General features: G+C 48.6%; 15 protein-coding genes and 2 pseudogenes. 2 read left to right on the top strand and 15 right to left on the bottom strand.

Annotated features, from left to right (window positions below):
• Positions 1-40: 40 nt before the first annotated feature.
• Positions 41-408: pseudogene (gene tnpA, locus HT574_RS14580) on the top strand (IS200/IS605 family transposase).
• Positions 380-1,487: pseudogene (locus HT574_RS14575) on the top strand (RNA-guided endonuclease TnpB family protein). The pseudogenes tnpA and HT574_RS14575 overlap by 29 nt, the downstream one beginning before the upstream one ends.
• Before the next feature lie 144 nt (positions 1,488-1,631).
• Here HT574_RS14575 and aroA read toward each other — a convergent pair.
• The 15 genes from aroA to hepT form a co-directional block, all read right to left on the bottom strand.
• Positions 1,632-2,915: a 3-phosphoshikimate 1-carboxyvinyltransferase gene (gene aroA, locus HT574_RS14570; protein WP_175245141.1), complete on the bottom strand. Its 1,284-nt coding sequence runs from the start codon at positions 2,913-2,915 to the stop codon at positions 1,632-1,634.
• Positions 2,916-2,930: 15 nt separating this feature from the next.
• Positions 2,931-4,034 (bottom strand): prephenate dehydrogenase, encoded by a 1,104-nt coding sequence (locus HT574_RS14565; protein ID WP_175245184.1) that lies wholly within the window; start codon positions 4,032-4,034, stop codon positions 2,931-2,933.
• A gap of 275 nt (positions 4,035-4,309) precedes the next feature.
• Positions 4,310-5,407 (bottom strand): histidinol-phosphate transaminase, encoded by a 1,098-nt coding sequence (hisC, locus tag HT574_RS14560; RefSeq protein ID WP_017436796.1) that lies wholly within the window; start codon positions 5,405-5,407, stop codon positions 4,310-4,312.
• Positions 5,408-5,431: 24 nt separating this feature from the next.
• Positions 5,432-6,250, bottom strand: a complete 819-nt coding sequence (gene trpA / locus HT574_RS14555) for a tryptophan synthase subunit alpha (protein ID WP_175245140.1) — start codon at positions 6,248-6,250, stop codon at positions 5,432-5,434.
• Positions 6,219-7,439 (bottom strand): tryptophan synthase subunit beta, encoded by a 1,221-nt coding sequence (gene trpB / locus HT574_RS14550; protein WP_175245139.1) that lies wholly within the window; start codon positions 7,437-7,439, stop codon positions 6,219-6,221. The genes trpA and trpB overlap by 32 nt, the downstream gene beginning before the upstream one ends.
• Positions 7,432-8,073 carry a phosphoribosylanthranilate isomerase gene (locus tag HT574_RS14545; protein ID WP_254698685.1) on the bottom strand — a complete coding sequence of 214 codons (642 nt, stop codon included), beginning with the start codon at positions 8,071-8,073 and terminating at the stop codon, positions 7,432-7,434. Before HT574_RS14545 ends, trpB begins: the two co-directional genes overlap by 8 nt.
• Positions 8,057-8,836 (bottom strand): indole-3-glycerol phosphate synthase TrpC, encoded by a 780-nt coding sequence (trpC, locus tag HT574_RS14540; protein ID WP_175245137.1) that lies wholly within the window; start codon positions 8,834-8,836, stop codon positions 8,057-8,059. The genes HT574_RS14545 and trpC overlap by 17 nt, the downstream gene beginning before the upstream one ends.
• On the bottom strand, positions 8,829-9,848 hold the full coding sequence (gene trpD, locus HT574_RS14535) for an anthranilate phosphoribosyltransferase (RefSeq protein WP_175245136.1): 1,020 nt from the start codon (positions 9,846-9,848) through the stop codon (positions 8,829-8,831). The genes trpC and trpD overlap by 8 nt, the downstream gene beginning before the upstream one ends.
• On the bottom strand, positions 9,826-11,367 hold the full coding sequence (gene trpE, locus HT574_RS14530; RefSeq protein ID WP_175245135.1) for an anthranilate synthase component I: 1,542 nt from the start codon (positions 11,365-11,367) through the stop codon (positions 9,826-9,828). The genes trpD and trpE overlap by 23 nt, the downstream gene beginning before the upstream one ends.
• Before the next feature lie 202 nt (positions 11,368-11,569).
• Complete coding sequence (aroH, locus tag HT574_RS14525; RefSeq protein WP_175245134.1) at positions 11,570-11,950, bottom strand: chorismate mutase; 381 nt, start codon at positions 11,948-11,950, stop codon at positions 11,570-11,572.
• The gene (aroB, locus tag HT574_RS14520; RefSeq protein WP_175245183.1) at positions 11,907-13,046 is read right to left on the bottom strand and encodes a 3-dehydroquinate synthase; all 1,140 of its coding nucleotides are present in this window, start codon (positions 13,044-13,046) and stop codon (positions 11,907-11,909) included. The genes aroH and aroB overlap by 44 nt, the downstream gene beginning before the upstream one ends.
• Positions 13,047-13,048: 2 nt before the next feature.
• Positions 13,049-14,215 carry a chorismate synthase gene (aroC, locus tag HT574_RS14515; RefSeq protein ID WP_175245133.1) on the bottom strand — a complete coding sequence of 389 codons (1,167 nt, stop codon included), beginning with the start codon at positions 14,213-14,215 and terminating at the stop codon, positions 13,049-13,051.
• A 122-nt stretch (positions 14,216-14,337) separates the two neighbouring features.
• Entirely contained in the window at positions 14,338-15,108 is a 771-nt protein-coding gene (locus HT574_RS14510) for a CheR family methyltransferase (RefSeq protein ID WP_175245132.1), read from the bottom strand.
• A 128-nt stretch (positions 15,109-15,236) separates the two neighbouring features.
• Positions 15,237-15,683, bottom strand: coding sequence for a nucleoside-diphosphate kinase (gene ndk / locus HT574_RS14505; RefSeq protein WP_017436785.1), 447 nt, complete (start codon positions 15,681-15,683; stop codon positions 15,237-15,239).
• A gap of 111 nt (positions 15,684-15,794) precedes the next feature.
• Complete coding sequence (hepT, locus tag HT574_RS14500) at positions 15,795-16,763, bottom strand: heptaprenyl diphosphate synthase component II (protein WP_175245131.1); 969 nt, start codon at positions 16,761-16,763, stop codon at positions 15,795-15,797.
• Between the last annotated feature and the right edge of the window lie 4 nt (positions 16,764-16,767).

Below are 16,767 nucleotides of genomic sequence, written 5' to 3'. Positions count from 1 at the left end.
AATCATTCATTTTTGTTGGGACAACTGATACAATCAACGTATAAGACAAGAATACAGACGTACAAAAACCACCATTTCTCTCATCCACTACTACTTTGTTTTCTGTCCGCGCTATCGATGAAAGATATGAACAGGTCAAGTAGAAATTCGGTTTAAAGAACTTGTTCAAGAGATTTGTTCCGAACATTAATGGAGCATCCTTGCCATGGAAGTGATGCCAGACCATTGCCATTTGTTCTTAAACTTCCTACGGATTCTCCATCAGGCATCATGGCCAAAGTGAAAGGAGTGACTTCTCGGATTTTAAGGCAAGAATTCCCCCATCTTGCTCATTTGCCTAACCTATGGACACGTTCCTTCTTTGTTAGCACCGCAAGAAATGTATTCAGTGAAACCATCCAACGATAGGTGGAAGAACAAAAAACAAGGAGGTGAAACCGCGCAAACATTGACGATTAAAACTCAATTCTTTCCAGATACCCCTGAACTGCTTTGCCAGTTGAGCAGAGAATATATCCATACCGTAAATGCTTTAACTGAACAAGCTGAGAAAGAAGGTTCTTTCCCGAAAGTAACGACAAAAGATGTGGACGCCCATCTTCCTTCGGCTGTTCTGAATCAAGCGATCCGTGATGCGAAAAGTGTATCAAAGAAGATGAAAAAAGAAGGGAAGCGACCCATCCTCAAAAAACCGGTATATTTCGTAAATAATCAAAACTACACCATTGGCGAGCAAATGATCGCATTTCCAATTATGTTGAATGGAAAAACGAGAAAAACAAGGTTTCGGGCGATGGTGACAGAGCGGGATAAAAACCTGATCCAACGTGCCAAACTTGGACTGATGCACATTGCGGAAAAGGCAGGAAAGTGGTATGCGCAAGTTTCGTTAAGCATCCCTGTGACCAAAAAGACAAATGAAAAGGTCATGGAGGTGAATCTCGGACTAAAAGTTCCCGCGGTAGCGGTGACTTCGAATGGAAAAACTCATTTCTGCGGAAATGGAAGGCAAAACAAATATATTCGCCGTAAATATCAACAAAGAAGAAGAAAGTTAGGGAAACTCAAGAAGTTGTCCGCTATTCGCAAGATGAACAATAAAGAGCAGCGCATCATGAAAGACATTAACCACAAAATCAGCCGCCAGATTGTCAACATGGCCATCAAGGAAGAGGTTTCCGTTATGAAACTGGAAAAGCTGACGAACATTCGTCAGACGGCAAGAACAAGCTGTAAAAACGAAAAACACTTGCATACATGGAGTTTTTATCAGCTTTCAAGGTTTATTGAATACAAAGCTGCGTTAGCTGGAATCTCGGTCGTGTATGTGGAACCGAAATACACCTCTCAACATTGTCCGCAGTGCAGAACAAAAAAATAAAGTTAGAGACCGCAAGTATGTATGTGGGTATGGGTACGTCTCGCATCGGGATCGAGTGGGTGCGTGGAATATTTTGAAAGCACCTGTGGCAGATGGAGTAGCGTAAGCGAAAGTCTGCCAGCCTACGGAGCTATAGGCTCTGCCGTAGGACGGGGTGATGGCACACCCCTGAACTTGGGGGAACTACGGATACCAGAAATGGACTTCCGACTACCACCCAAGAATCCCACGGCTTTAGTCGTGCGGAGTGTCAAATTAAAGAATGAAGATGGTCAAAAAACGCCGGATACGAAACAGAGACCGCTTCCGGGCGTTTTAAATGGACGGCCCCTTTCGTAATGCAGGCGGCAATCGCCAACATCATGCCGATGCGATGATCGCCATGACTGTCGACAACAGCTTTCTCTGCTTTTAAAGCTGATTTGCCATGGATGATCATGCCGTCTTCCGTCGCCTCAATCTCGGCACCGAGCTTTCTTAATTCAGTCACGACCGTATCAATTCGGTTCGTTTCCTTCACTTTTAGTTCGCTTGCATCTTTAATAACCGTCGTTCCTTCCGCCTGGGTGGCAAGGAGGGCAATGATCGGGATCTCATCGATTAACCGTGGAATTAATTCGCCGCTAATTTCCGTTGCCGCTAACCGCGAAGTGCGGACGGTAATATCGCCAAACGGCTCGGTTTGTTCATTGCGAACGTTCGCAATCGTTATATCGGCACCCATTTTTTGCAGTACATCGATAATTCCGGTTCTTGTCGGATTTAATCCGACGTTTTTTAACGTAATTTCGCTGTTTGGGACAACAGCGCCCGCTGCTAAGAAAAAGGCAGCTGAAGAAATATCTCCAGGAACGTATATACTGGTCCCTGTCAGCTGCTGCGGCCCTGTAACCGACACCGTAAGGCCGTCCACCGCCACATTGCCGCCAAACAGCCGGATCATGCGCTCCGTATGATCGCGGGAACGATTTGGCTCTGTTACTGCTGTCGTGCCAGCCGTTGCTAAGCCCGCCAATAAAATGGCCGATTTTACTTGCGCGCTCGCAACAGGAGATTCATAATGAATCGGCTGAAGTTCACCGCCGCGGATCGATATCGGGGTATAGTTTCCATGTTCGCGCCCGTCAATGCGCGCCCCCATCATTTTCAGCGGCTTCGTCACTCTTCCCATCGGCCGTTTGGCGATCGATTCATCGCCGATGAGGCAGGCGTGAAACGGACATCCGGCTAGAATGCCAAGCAATAGCCGCGTCGTTGTTCCCGAATTGCCAACATGTAAAATGTCAGACGGCTCCTGTAGTCCGTTCTGCCCTTTTCCCTCGACAACGACATGGCTTCCATCCTGCTTGATCACTACCCCCATTTTCCGGAAACAATCAATCGTGCTTAAACAATCTTCCCCCGGCAAAAAATTTTCGATCGTCGTCGTACCGTGCGCTATCGCTCCCAACATCACCGCACGGTGGGAAATCGATTTGTCTCCGGGTACATGGATGATTCCTTGCAATGATGAAACATTTGTTCTTAACTGCACGGCGTCCCCTCCATTTTATACTTCATACGTTTCATAATTCGTATGTTCTTGAATGCACGCTTTCGCCTTGGCTCGATCTTCTTCGCTTTGAAAGCTAAGCCGCAATACCCCGTATATTTCTTCCCTTGTTTCAATAATGCGGATATTGGTGATGCTGATGTTCTCTTTGGCTAGATAGCCAGTGACTTCGGAAATAACTCCAGGGTAATCGGGTACATCGACATATAAATCGTAAAACGATGGAATCGCTCCTTTTGTCCGCGCCGGCAGACCGTCGCGAAATTGTTTTGCCTCTAGGAAATAATGATAAATCGCTGCGCTGTTTTCCTCTTCCACGATGGAACGGAGCTTTTTCATCTCCGCGATCCAGCGGTCAAACAACGTTAAAAGCTCGTCCTTATTATGTATAAAAATATCGCGCCACATTTCCGGGTTACTCGAGGCGATGCGCGTAATATCGCGAAAGCCTCCCGCGGCAAGGCGGCTGACAAGCGGATTTTCTTTTTCATACTGTTGGGCTTGGTGAACTAAGCTTGCGGCGATAATATGCGGAAAGTGGCTGATCACCCCGGTAATACGGTCGTGTTCCTCCGGAGACAGCACGACAAACTGCGCTTTCGTCCCTTTCAGCCATTCTTTGAGGCGCTCGATTTTCTCCGCTGCCACTCCGTTTGTCGGCGTCAATACGTAAAAAGCGTTCTCAAACAAATGCGCCCGCGCTGCGGCAACGCCGCTTTTATGCGAGCCCGCCATCGGATGGCCGCCGATAAACGTGATTCCTTGCTTTCCCAACCGCCGCGCATGGTGGACAATCCGCTGTTTCGTGCTTCCTACATCGGTGACAATCACGTTCTCTTTTAGTAGATGGACGGGCATTTGCGCTAAAATTTTTTCCGTCTGCATGACAGGCGTCGCTAAAATAATCAAGTCCGCATTCTCCATTCCCCGCTCCAGTGACGAAGCGGCTTCATCAATCACTTTTAAGGAACGGGCAAGTTTCAGCTCCTGTTCGTTGACGTCATATCCGATAATGACAGCGTCCGGGTGTGCTTTTTTCACCGCCAGCGCGATGGACCCGCCAATTAAACCAAGACCAACGACAAAGACGTTTCCTTCCAATCGCTTCACCTTCTTCATCTGAACTTCCACACGACTAAAGTCGGTGGGTTCTGGCGTACGAAAGAGTTTTTCCTACATCTGTGTGCAAGCACTTACTCTTGTTCCGCCAAACTTTCATCGACAAACACCTCAACGGACCGGTGTTTAGCGCCCTGCCGGCTCGGTTCAAAACTCTTTTCCACTTTATCCCAACGCCTTAAGTCACGGGCTTTTGTGGTATATGCATTTGTAAAAATGCGCCCGCTGCCTGGGAAAGCAACGGGACGGTTCATCTGCTATACAAGTTGTTTTTCCCGGATCATTTGCGCCAACGCGCTAATTACCCGTTCGTTCTGCTCTTTCGAACCAACGGTAATACGCACGGACGTCGGAAAGCCGAGCGCATTGCCGGAGCGGACGATAATGCCGCGCTCAAGCAAATATTGAAAGACTTCATTTCCTTCGATCGCAAAATCAATCAAGATAAAATTTGTCTGCGAAGGATAGTAGCGCAAGCCGTTTTCCTCACAAAAACGGTAAAACATCTCGAGCCCTTCTCTGGTTTTGTCCGAACAGGCGCGGATAAACGCTTGGTCATCTAGTGCTGCAATCGCCGCTGCTTGTGCGACGCTGGATGTATTAAATGGCTCGCGCGCCGGCTCCATCCCTTGAATAAGCGCTTCACTGGCAATGCCATATCCGACCCGGAGCGCCGCTAGCCCATATGCTTTGGAAAACGTCCGCAAAATCATCATATTATCATATTGCGCAAGAAGCGGAACGGTTTGCGGATAATCGTCCGCCCTCACGTATTCATAATATGCCTCGTCCAGCACCACGAGGACATGTTTAGGAACGCGCTCCAAAAACGATCGCAGCTCCTGTTCCGTGACATACGTTCCAGTTGGGTTATTCGGGTTGCAAATCCAAACGACACGCGTATTTTCATCAATGGCCGCAAGCATCGCCTCCAAATCATGGCGTCCGTTAACAAGCGGGATTTCGCGAATTTCCGCTCCTTCGATGACCGCATTATGACGATATTGCGGAAATGTCGGCGCAGCCATGACCGTGTTCGTGCCGGCCGATAAAAACGCACGCGAAATAATTTGTATGACTTCATCCGACCCGTTGCCAAAAATAAGCTGCGTTTCTTTTACACCTAAATGTGCCGCCACTTTTTCCCGCAACAGGCGCGCATATCCATCTGGATAAACGGCAAGACGGTCTAATTCGCGGATGATCGCCTCTTTTACAGCAGGTGAACATCCGTATGGATTTTCGTTGGATGCTAGTTTAATAATATCGGAAAGTCCGTACTGCCGCTTCACTTCTTCAATCGATTTCCCCGGCTGATAAGGAGACAGCCCCCTTAACTGTGCTTTGATTTCCATAACGACACTCCTTATTTCGAGCTTTCATAGCGATGAACACGCATGCTTCAGCGGCGCTACAAGCGAACGGGCGTAACGTTGAAACTCAGCAAGCGCCTCTTCTTTGTTTGCTGGTGTTTGCAACTGTTCATTCAGCTGCTCTATTTTTTGCACGAGCGCACTGCCAATTACTACACCGTCGCAATAGTCTTTTAGCATCTTCACTTGTTCGCTAGTGGAGATGCCAAATCCGACAACGACAGGGACGCGGCTATGCCGCTTTACTTCCGTTAAAAAGTCGTTTAATGTTTCCGGCAACGTGTCGCGCACCCCGGTTACCCCAAGCGATGAAACGCAGTATAAAAACCCTTGCGCATGGGAAGCGATGGTTTTAATCCGCTTTTTCGATGTCGGCGCCACTAGCGAAATAAGCGGGATGCCTGTTTTTTCGCCAAGCCGGCGGATCGGGCCGCTTTCTTCAAACGGAAGATCTGGAATTAACACCCCATCCACTCCGTTTTGTTGCGCTAAAGTAAAAAAGGATTCTTCTCCTAATTGTAACACAGGATTGTAATACGTAAAGATAATAATCGGAATTTTTACGCCTTTTTTTCGCATTTCCGGAACTAATTCGACCGCTTTTTGCAACGTCATCTGTCCGCGCAACGCCCGCGCGGCCGCCCGCTGAATAATCGGGCCATCCGCAAGCGGATCGGAATACGGCACGCCTAGCTCTAACATATCGGCGCCTGCTTCTTGAAGCGCAAACGCTAGTTCCACCGTAATATCTGGGGTTGGATCCCCGGCGACAATAAACGGAATAAACATCGGTTTAGTTACGGTACACAGCGGCAACGCCGTCATCCTCCTTTACGTTGATATAGCGCATCATCGTTTGCACGTCCTTATCCCCGCGGCCCGACAGGCAGACGAGCACTGTCTGGCTTTTGTCCATCGTTTTCGCCAGCTCCACTGCTTTGGCCAATGCGTGTGCCGACTCGATCGCCGGAATAATTCCCTCTTCCCGCGATAACAATTGAAAGGCGGCGATCGCTTCCTCGTCGGTCACACTTTCGTAGCGAACGCGGCCGATGCTCGCCAAATATGCATGTTCCGGGCCGACGCCTGGATAATCGAGACCGGCGGAAACGGAATACGGTTCGATAATTTGCCCATATTCATCTTGCAGCAAGTATGTTAAAGAACCGTGGATAACGCCTTTCGTGCCTTTAGTGATGGTCGCGGCGTGATACGGGGTATCGACTCCTTTCCCCGCCGCTTCTACGCCGACAAGCTTGACGTCATCCTCCAAAAACGGATAAAACATGCCAATCGCATTGCTTCCGCCGCCCACACATGCGACAATGACGTCCGGCAGCTTTCCTTCGCGTTCAAGAATCTGCTGCTTCGCTTCATCTCCGATGATGCGCTGAAATTCACGCACCATTTTTGGATACGGATGCGGCCCAACGACAGAGCCGATCATATAAAAATGATCGTCGCAATGCTGCACCCAATAGCGAATAGCTTCGTTCGTCGCGTCTTTTAGGGTCCGGTTGCCACTGTATACCGGAACAACCTCAGCGCCCAGCAATTTCATGCGAAAGACGTTTAATTCCTGCCGCTTCATATCTTCCTCTCCCATAAAGACGATGCAATCCATGCCGAAATGCGCTGCTACGGTGGCAGCGGCGACTCCGTGCTGCCCTGCACCTGTTTCGGCAATAATTTTTTTCTTGCCCATCCGCTTCGCCAAAAGCGCCTGTCCAATGGCATTATTAATTTTATGAGCGCCGGTATGGTTTAAATCTTCGCGCTTTAAATAAATTTTAGCACCGTTTAACAGTTTCGTTAAATTCGGCGCAAACGTAAGCGGAGTCGGGCGCCCGGAATATTGCTGCAAAATGCGGATATACTCCGCTTTAAACGTCTCATCAGCCAGCGCCTTCGTTAGTTCTTCTTCTATTTCCTCAAGCGGAAGCATTAACGTTTCCGGCACAAATCTTCCGCCGAAATCTCCAAATCTGCCATTCTCGTTTGGAACGTTATACATAGTTCGCCACCTTCTTTTCGATTTCTCTCATTTTTTCCACGCTTTTTTCGCCGTTTTCTTCAATCCCGCTGCTAATGTCAATGCCGTACGGCCGATAGGCTAAAAGCCGCTCAACATTTTTCGGCGTAATCCCCCCGGCAATAAAGCAGGGGACGGCTTGTCGGGCCGCTTCTTCTAAATAAAACGGAACATTGCTCCAGTCAAAGGCGACTCCCGTTCCTCCCCACGCCCCGCTTACCCGGCTATCAACGACATAGCCGTCGGCGACGCCAGCATATTGTTGCATCTTCCTAACGGCATCTTCATCATGATGAATCGCTTTCCAAACAACAAGTCCAGTCGCTTCTTTGATCGCTGCGACATGCGCCGCCGTTTCATGACCGTGGCATTGAATGACCGCAAGCGGCAGCTGCGATGCTACGTTGACAACCAGCTCCGTCGGCGCATTGACAAACACGCCGACAAGCTGCTTATTGCCAAGCTCGATTGTTTGCAGCCATTGCTTCACTGCTTCCACTTCTACTTTCCGCTTGCTGTCGGCAAAAATCAGTCCGATGTAATCCGCTTTGCTTTGCAGCGATTTTTGCAAATCAGACGCGGAACGGTTGCCGCAATATTTAAGACGGACGGGCAAGTGAATCAACCTCCCCAAACAATCCATACACCGCCGCCTGCACATCGGCTTTGCGCATCAGCGCTTCGCCGACAAGCATGGCATTGGCTCCGTACGTTTGCACTTTCTTGACATCGTCGAAAGTGGCGATGCCGCTTTCACTGACGAGGATGCTCGAATCCGGAATGAACGGAGCCACTTTTTCGGTTGTTTCCAAAGCTGTCACAAACGTATGCAAATCACGGTTATTAATCCCAATTATTTCTGGAGTAAACAAGTCCAAAATTCGCTCCAGCGTTTCGCGCGCATGCACTTCGACTAAACATTCCAGCCCTTTGTCATACGCCTCTTGATACAGTTCGTACAACAATCTTGGCGGCAGCGCTTCGCCGATTAATAAAATCGCATCGGCGCCAATGCGCACGCTCTCCTCGATCTGCAAGCGATCGATAATAAAATCTTTGCGTAAAACCGGAACGCCTACCGCCTCCTTCACCTCGCGCAAATAACGGCGATGTCCCTGGAAATAACGTTCATCCGTCAATACGCTGATCGCATCAGCACCTGCTTTTTCATACGCTTTAGCAATATCGACTGGATGGAAATCTGGGCGGATGACCCCCTTGGACGGAGAAGCCTTTTTCACCTCAGCGATTAAGCCAAGCGAGCGGTTAGGCTGCTCGAGCGCCGCCCGCAGCGAACGCTGCGTTCTCGTTGGCATCGGCTCCGGCAAGGTGAATGTTTTCATTTCTTCGCGTTTCGTGGCAATAATTTGTTCAAGCATATTTTTCCACCTCTTTCAGACGCAGGCGCTCGAATTGTTCATACGCTTTCTTTGTCATCAGCGCTTCTTTCGCCATTTCCACCCCTTCGTGAATCGTATCCGCTTTCCCCGCCGCATATAAGGCGACGCCAGCATTTAAAACGACAATATTGGTCGCACTTTCATTAGCCTTTCCTTCCATAACCGCTTTCAACAGCTCGGCGCTTTGCTGTACAGTGTTCACTTGAATATGTTCCAATTTTCCGCGCGTAAGCCCGTATTGTTCCGGCGTGATGACAAAGCGGCGGATTTCCCCGTGTTTCAGTTCGACCACATCCGTTTCTGCGGCGATACTGCATTCATCAAGCCCATCTTTCCCCGTTACGAACAAAACATGTTCAGAGCCAAGGCGGCGCAACGTTTCCGCAAGTTTTTCCGCATGCTGCGTCGAATAAACCCCGATGACTTGCCGCTTGCAGCGCGCTGGATTGGCGAGCGGCCCAATGAGATTAAACACGGTGCGAAAGCCGATCTCTTTCCGCGGCAATGCAGCATGTTTCATCGCTGAATGATACAGCGGCGCAAATAAAAACGCTAATCCTTTCATTTTTAATGCTTGTTTCGCTTCCTCTGGAGTGGTTTGAATGTCAATGTGAAGCGCTTCTAGCACGTCCGCGCTTCCGCTTTTGGAAGAAACGGCGCGATTGCCGTGCTTCGCCACTTTGACGCCGAGCGAGGAAACGACGATCGCTGCTGCTGTGGAAATATTAAACGTCGATGCCCCATCTCCTCCTGTTCCGCACGTATCGATGACTTCTTCTTCATAATCGAGGGTCATCATGCGGCTGCGCATTGCTTTCACCAATCCTGTCAATTCATCGACCGTTTCCCCGCGCAAGCGCAAAATCGATAGAAAGCTAGCAATTTGGCTCGCTGTCGCTGCCCCGGACATAATCGCTATCATCGCTTCATACGCTTCTTCCTCCGTCAGCACATATCCGTCAATACATTTATGAAGAAGTTGTTTCAACATATAGGTTCTCCCCTCTCATAAATAATTGCTCCGCACGCTCAATCGCCTTCATTAAAGCGCTCGCCTTATTGCGTGTTTCCTTCCATTCGAGTTCAGGAACCGAATCGGCGACAATCCCCGCGCCGGCCTGCACATACGCGCAACCGTCTTTGACGATCGCCGTGCGAATCGCAATGCATGAATCAATATTGCCGTCAAAGCCGATGTAGGCAATCGTGCCGGCGTACAAATTGCGCGCCGTCGGTTCTAGCTCCTGTAAAATTTGCATCGCTCTCACCTTTGGCGCACCGCTTACCGTCCCGGCCGGAAACGCGGCAAGCAAGGCGTCAATCGGATGCACCTCTTCCTTTAATTCGCCTGTTACTTTCGAAATTAAATGCATGACATGCGAAAACTTGCCGATTTCCATTAACACAGGCGTCCGAACCGTTCCATATTTGGCCACTTTTCCGATATCGTTGCGGGCTAAATCGACGAGCATATAATGTTCGGCTCGTTCTTTTGGGTCATGGCAAAGCTCCTCGGCAAGCCGCTCATCCTCTTCTGTCGACCGCCCTCGTCTTCTCGTTCCGGCGATCGGATGAATTTCCATATGGCGGTTATACACCTGAATGAGCTTTTCCGGGGAGCTGCCGACAATCTCAAAATTGTCAAGGCAAAAATAAAACATATACGGCGATGGATTAATGTGGCGCAGCATCCGGTATACTTGAAATCCGCTGACGCGAACCGGGACGGCAAATCGCTGCGATAAAACCGCTTGAAACACATCCCCGCTGGCAATATACCGTTTAATCGTCTCTACATCTTGTAAAAATCTTGCCTTGTCATAATTGGAGATAACCCCTTGAAAGGAAACGCCCGCTTCTTCGTCTGCGCGATCAAGCAATAACAAACGCTCTTCTCTTCCGCTTGCTGCTTTTTTCATTAATGCGGCGATCTGTTTAAGCCCTTGTTCATACTTTTTTTTCTTCGTTTCTTCCGTATCTTGCTCCGTTAAACGGACGTAATGGATGAAGACAAGCTCACGTTTATGATGATCCAATACGATCAAAGATTCGCAAAAAGTAAAATAGCCGATCTTCATGGAAAGGTCCCGGTTCGGATGAATGGGAACTTTTTCGATGGCAGAAATAAAATCATATCCTAAAAAACCAACCGCGCCGCCGGTAAACGGAACCGCTTCGTTCAGCTGCTTGACGCAAAGCTTCTGCTCAATGAAGCAAAACGCTTCTTTCAGCGAAGAAGTGTTTGCTATTTCTTCACCGCGCTCATCAATGACGGAAAACGTATGGCCATTTTTGCTTTCCAGCGTCAAAAACGGTGACAAGCCGATGAAAGAATAGCGAGCCCACGGCGACTGGTCATCTTTGCTTTCTAGCAAAAACACCGCATCCTCGCGCAAATTTTCAAAGATTTTTAGCGGCTCGAATACATCGGCTAAAAAGCGTCGCACAATCGGAATCGTGCGGAAGTGGCGCGCATCTTCCAAAAATGCGGCAAGCGTGTAGTTGGACATGATTCTCCTCCTCCGTTTATTCGGATGGAGAATGAGGGTTTGTGAGGCGAAATAGGGGAATGAAAAAACCCAAAGACAGAGATGTCTTTGGGTAGACTGTGCATTCATTGAACAAACGCTCACCTCAACTAAACTCGCTCATTCTCATCTACCCTAAACTCTGCTCTCACTCTGCTTATGGATAACTTTGCTTTCTATCATATTACATTTCGTTTTTTTTTGTCAACGATAAATCTGGCCGCAGGACGACTGCATCCCGCAAATAAACATGAGAGATTTCTTCTTGCTTTTTCGTTGTATGAACGGTCATCATCACCCGGATGCAGCGCGGCAGGGAATTTGGCACCGGAATTTCCCTCATGCACATGACCGGAACGTACGTCCACCCTTCCAAGCGGCGGAGCGCTTGCGCCGGAAAGGTCGCGGTAATATCTTCCGTCACCGAAATAAGCACAAACGATACATCGCTTGCTGCGACGTCGTTGGCCCGAATCATTTCCCTCAGCAACGTTTCCGTGGCGTCGACAATTTCGTTTGCTTCATTGTGCTCTACCGTAATCGCTCCCCGAATGCCGCGAATCATACTCTACCCCCTCCCGTTGGACAAATTCATGAAGCAAAGTGGATAATGTGTCGTCATCCAGCGTTTCGATGTCTACTTCGCCAATATCTTTTAATAGCACCATGCGCACCGTTCCCGCCTTTGCTTTTTTATCGCCTTTCATTTTTTTGAGAAGGCGCTCGAGTTTTAGCGATGCTGGGATGGAAACAGGAAATCCGTATGTACGAAACCAGGCTGAAAACTGATGGTCGGCAAACGAGCGCTTATATACTCTCTCGCTGACAAAAATGGCAAACAGCATCCCAAGCGCTACACCATCGCCATGGGTGATCGCTCCGTAGCCAAGTTCGCTTTCTAACGCGTGCCCAAGCGTATGGCCGAAATTTAAATGGGCGCGGACTCCCGTTTCTTTCTCATCTTCACGCACAACGCTTGCTTTGATTTCAATTCCTTTTTGAATGCAATATTGAAGCCGCTCTCCCGTTAAGTCGGCAAGCGTATGGATTTCCTGACGCAGCCATTCGTAAAAGCGGCGGTCGCGGATCAGCGCATGCTTAATGACTTCGGCAAAACCGGAGCGCAATTCTTTTTCCGGCAGAGAGCGCAAAAAAGCGATGTCATAAACAACCGCTTCCGGCTGGTGAAACGCCCCAATCATGTTTTTTCCGAGCGGATGGTTGATCGCGACTTTGCCGCCGACGGCGCTGTCATGCGCAAGCAACGTGGTTGGGATTTGTATATATCGAATGCCGCGCATATAAGTGGCTGCGACAAACCCGGCCAGATCGCCGACCACGCCGCCGCCAAAGGCAAGAATAAGGGAATGGCGGTCAAGGCCGCACTCGAGTGCGGCAGTTTGACATGCATAATATTGCTCGAACGATTTTGCTCCTTCCCCGCTCGGAATGACATGCGTGTACACTTCGTAGTCATCGGCCAGCATTGCACGAAGCTCCGCTAAATACAACGGTTCCAGCGTTTGATCGGTGATAATCAGCAGTTTCGTTCCTCTAGGGAAAGATAAAGATCGGAGAATTTCCGGCAGGGAATGGATAATCCCCTCCCCGAGAAAGAGCGGATACCGTTTTGTTTTCGTTTCAATAAGCAGCTGTTTCATCATTAAAACTCCCTCGCATAACGGCGCATTTTTTCAACGTTTTCCTTGATGAGGTCCATGCGATCCTGTCCGAATTGGTCGACGATCGCAGCAGCCACTTCCCAGGCCACCACCGCTTCGGCAACGACACTGGCCGCCGGCACGGCGCAGCTGTCCGATCGCTCAATGCTGGCCGCAAACGGCTCCTTCGTTTCAATGTCTACGCTTTGCAATGGCTTGTACAGCGTCGGAATCGGCTTCATCACTCCGCGCACGACAATCGGCATGCCGGTTGTCATTCCGCCTTCAAAGCCGCCGGCGCGGTTCGTCCGGCGCGTGAACCCTTTTTCTTTGCTCCAAATAATCTCATCATGCACTTCGCTTCCCGGGCGGCGCGCCGCTTCAAAGCCGATGCCAAACTCCACCCCTTTAAAGGCGTTAATGCTGACGACCGCCGCGGCAATTTTAGCATCAAGCTTGCGGTCATAATGAACATGGCTGCCTACCCCTGCCGGCACTCCTTCGACAATCACCTCGACGATGCCGCCGATCGAATCGCCGTTTTTCTTGGCGTTGTCGATCGCTTCCATCATTTTAACGGCTGCTTCTTCATCAAAACAGCGCACCGGTGAGGCCTCTGTCACTTCCTGCAGCTCCTCGAGCGATTGATAATCAAGCCGCTTGGCGCGGACGCCGCCGATTTCCAACACATGTCCGGCCACGCGGATGCCAAGCTCCTCTAAAATCCGCTTCGCCACCGCTCCGGCCGCAACCCGCACCGTTGTCTCGCGCGCTGATGAACGTTCCAACACATTGCGCATATCACGATGCCCGTATTTTAACGCTCCGTTTAAATCGGCATGCCCTGGACGCGGACGCGTCACTTTTCGCTTCACTTCTTCCGCATTATCGATCGGTTCGATAGCCATGATACTTTGCCAATGTTTCCAGTCGCGGTTTTCGACGACAAGCGTAATCGGCGAACCAAGCGTTTTTCCATGGCGGACGCCGCTTAAAATTTTCACTTCGTCTTTTTCGATTTTCATCCGCCGCCCGCGCCCGTATCCTTTTTGCCGTCTTGCCAGCTCTTTATTAATATGTTCGGCAAGCAGCGTCAATCCCGCTGGCACTCCTTCCAAAATCGTTGTCAGCTGCGGGCCGTGTGATTCTCCTGCTGTTAAATAGCGCATGTTTTTCTCTCCCTTCAACTCTTTAACGCGGTTAAGTAAAAATATATCATAAATTTAAAAAATGAAAATAGTTTTGGATAAAAAAAGAATTCATCTTAGCGATGAACTCTTTGGCGAATGATTCACTTTTTGCGATAAAAAAACGTATCTTCTATTTCGAAACCGTACAAAACCGGATTAAAAATTTGCTCCGTGCTTCCGACAAACAAAATCCCGCCTGGCCGCAGGGCTTCGTTAAATTGATGATAAAGCTTTTGTTTTGCCTCTTCCGTAAAGTAAATAAGCACGTTGCGGCACACGATTAAATCAAAGAAACGCCCAAACGGGTCGGCAAGCAAATTATGTTTTTTAAATTTCACCGCTTTTTTTATCTTTTCGTCTATCTTATAATACATTCCTTCTTTTGTAAAAAACTTTTTTTTCATTTCTTCCGGAATTTCCTGCAAGGAGCGCTCTGTATACAGCCCGATTTGCGCGCGGGCGATCGCATTTTCATCGATATCGGTAGCGAGAATCGAAATATCAGCCAGCGGCACAAATTTGGATAATATCATGGCCAGCGTATACGGTTCTTCCCCAGTGGAGCAGGCGGCGCTCCATATTTTTAAACGGCGGTTTTGTGCAAGCAGTTTCGGCAGTATTTTCCTTTCTAGCACTTCCCACCGTTTCGCATTTCGATAAAATTCGGATACGTTAATCGTAATCCGGTCCAAAAACTCGTGAAACAGCCCTTCATCCTTTTCCATCGCTGCGAAAAATTGCTGAAAGTTTTTCAGCTCTCTTTTTTCATAAAGCGATGTCAGCCGTCTTTTCATTTGTGCTTCTTTATACAAAGACAAATCAATGCCCGTTTTTCGCTTGATATTCGCGATAAATTGCTGATAGTCGTTCATCCCTGTTTTTCCACACTTTTCTCCCTTTTTCCAGCGATAGCTATCTATGCCATAAGTATATCGCAATGCTGATAGGGAAGAAAGGAAAAACCGCAACACAAAAACCGGTCATATCGCTGACCGGCTTTTTAGTATACCCATTGATTGATTAATTTCGAATAATTGACAAGTTCTTCTTCTTTGAAAAAGAGATTGATTTCGCGTTCTGCGCTTTGCGGTGAATCGGAGCCGTGAATCACATTTTTGCCCACTGTTAGTCCGTAGTCGCCGCGAATCGTGCCAGGTGCCGCTTCTTGTGGATTCGTTTTTCCCATCATTTGTCGTGCAGTCGCAATGACATTTTCTCCTTCCCAAACCATGGCAAACACCGGACCGGACGTAATAAAATCGACTAATTCACCGAAAAACGGGCGTTCTTTATGCTCCGCATAGTGCTGTTCTGCTAATTCACGCGATACTTGCATTAATTTTGCCCCGACAAGCTGGAAGCCTTTTTTCTCAAAGCGGGAAACGATCTCGCCGATTAAATTGCGCTGAACCCCGTCAGGCTTGACCATGATAAACGTTCTTTCCATCACGTATACTCCACCCCTACTGTAATATGTACTAGGAATACTAGGAAACCGGGTTCCCCACCAAAATAGTACCATTGTTTTCAGCCAATAGCAATAATATCCTTGAAAACGCTAAGAATCCCTTTTTCCAATATACTTCGCTATATCATATAATGTCGAACGCGCTTTATTGTTCGGCAGCGTTTCTAATACACACAGCGCTTTGTGTAAATAGCGGTCGCTCAGCTCATACGATTTTTCAATCGCATCCGTTTGTTTAATTAGCGCAATAATTTCCTTCATTTCCTCCGCCGTTGTTTCCGGACGCACCACTGTTGTAATTTTAGCTTTGAGTTGCTCATTATTTTCCATGGCAAACAAAACAGGCAACGTTACATTTCCTTGCAATAAATCGCTCCCTGCCGGTTTGCCGAGCTGCGCTTCCGTCCCGGTAAAATCAAGAATATCATCGGTGATTTGAAACGACATACCAACGTAATATCCAAATAAGTAGAGGCGCTCCGCCACGTCTTTCGGCGCGTCGGCGACAATCGCCCCAAGCTGGCAGCTGGCGGCAATCAACAGCGCGGTTTTTCGTTTAATGCGCCGCAAATAACAGCGTAAATTTTGTTCAAAGCGATATTTATCTTTAATTTGTTCAATTTCCCCCCGGCATACTTCCACGATCGTATTCGCTAACACTTGATGGGCAAGCGGGTTGTCAAGACGTGTTATCTGTTCGAGGGAACGAGCGAACATATAGTCGCCGGTATACATAGCAAAACGATTGCTCCATTTCGCTTTAATCGTCTGTCTGCCCCGACGCAGCTCGGCATCGTCAATCACATCATCATGCACAAGGGAAGCCATGTGAATGAGTTCTAACGCCACCGCTACATGCTTAATGCGCTCGATATCATAATCACCGAATTTGGCGGCAAGCAATACAAAAACGGGACGGATCCGTTTTCCGCCCGCCTGCAATAAATGCAGCGCCGCCTCGCTAAGCTGCGCATAATCGGACTGGATTGTTTCTTCCAACTCTTTTTCCACTTCACGTAAATCCGTATTCAAAAACGAATACATCGCCTTTAGCTTCATGATG

The sequence above is a fragment of the Parageobacillus sp. VR-IP genome (assembly GCF_013357975.1).
In the GTDB taxonomy this organism is placed as follows: Bacteria; Bacillota; Bacilli; order Bacillales; family Anoxybacillaceae; genus Saccharococcus; species Saccharococcus caldoxylosilyticus.
Note: the sequence above shows the minus strand (reverse complement) of the source record. Positions and strands in the feature narration are given on the sequence as shown.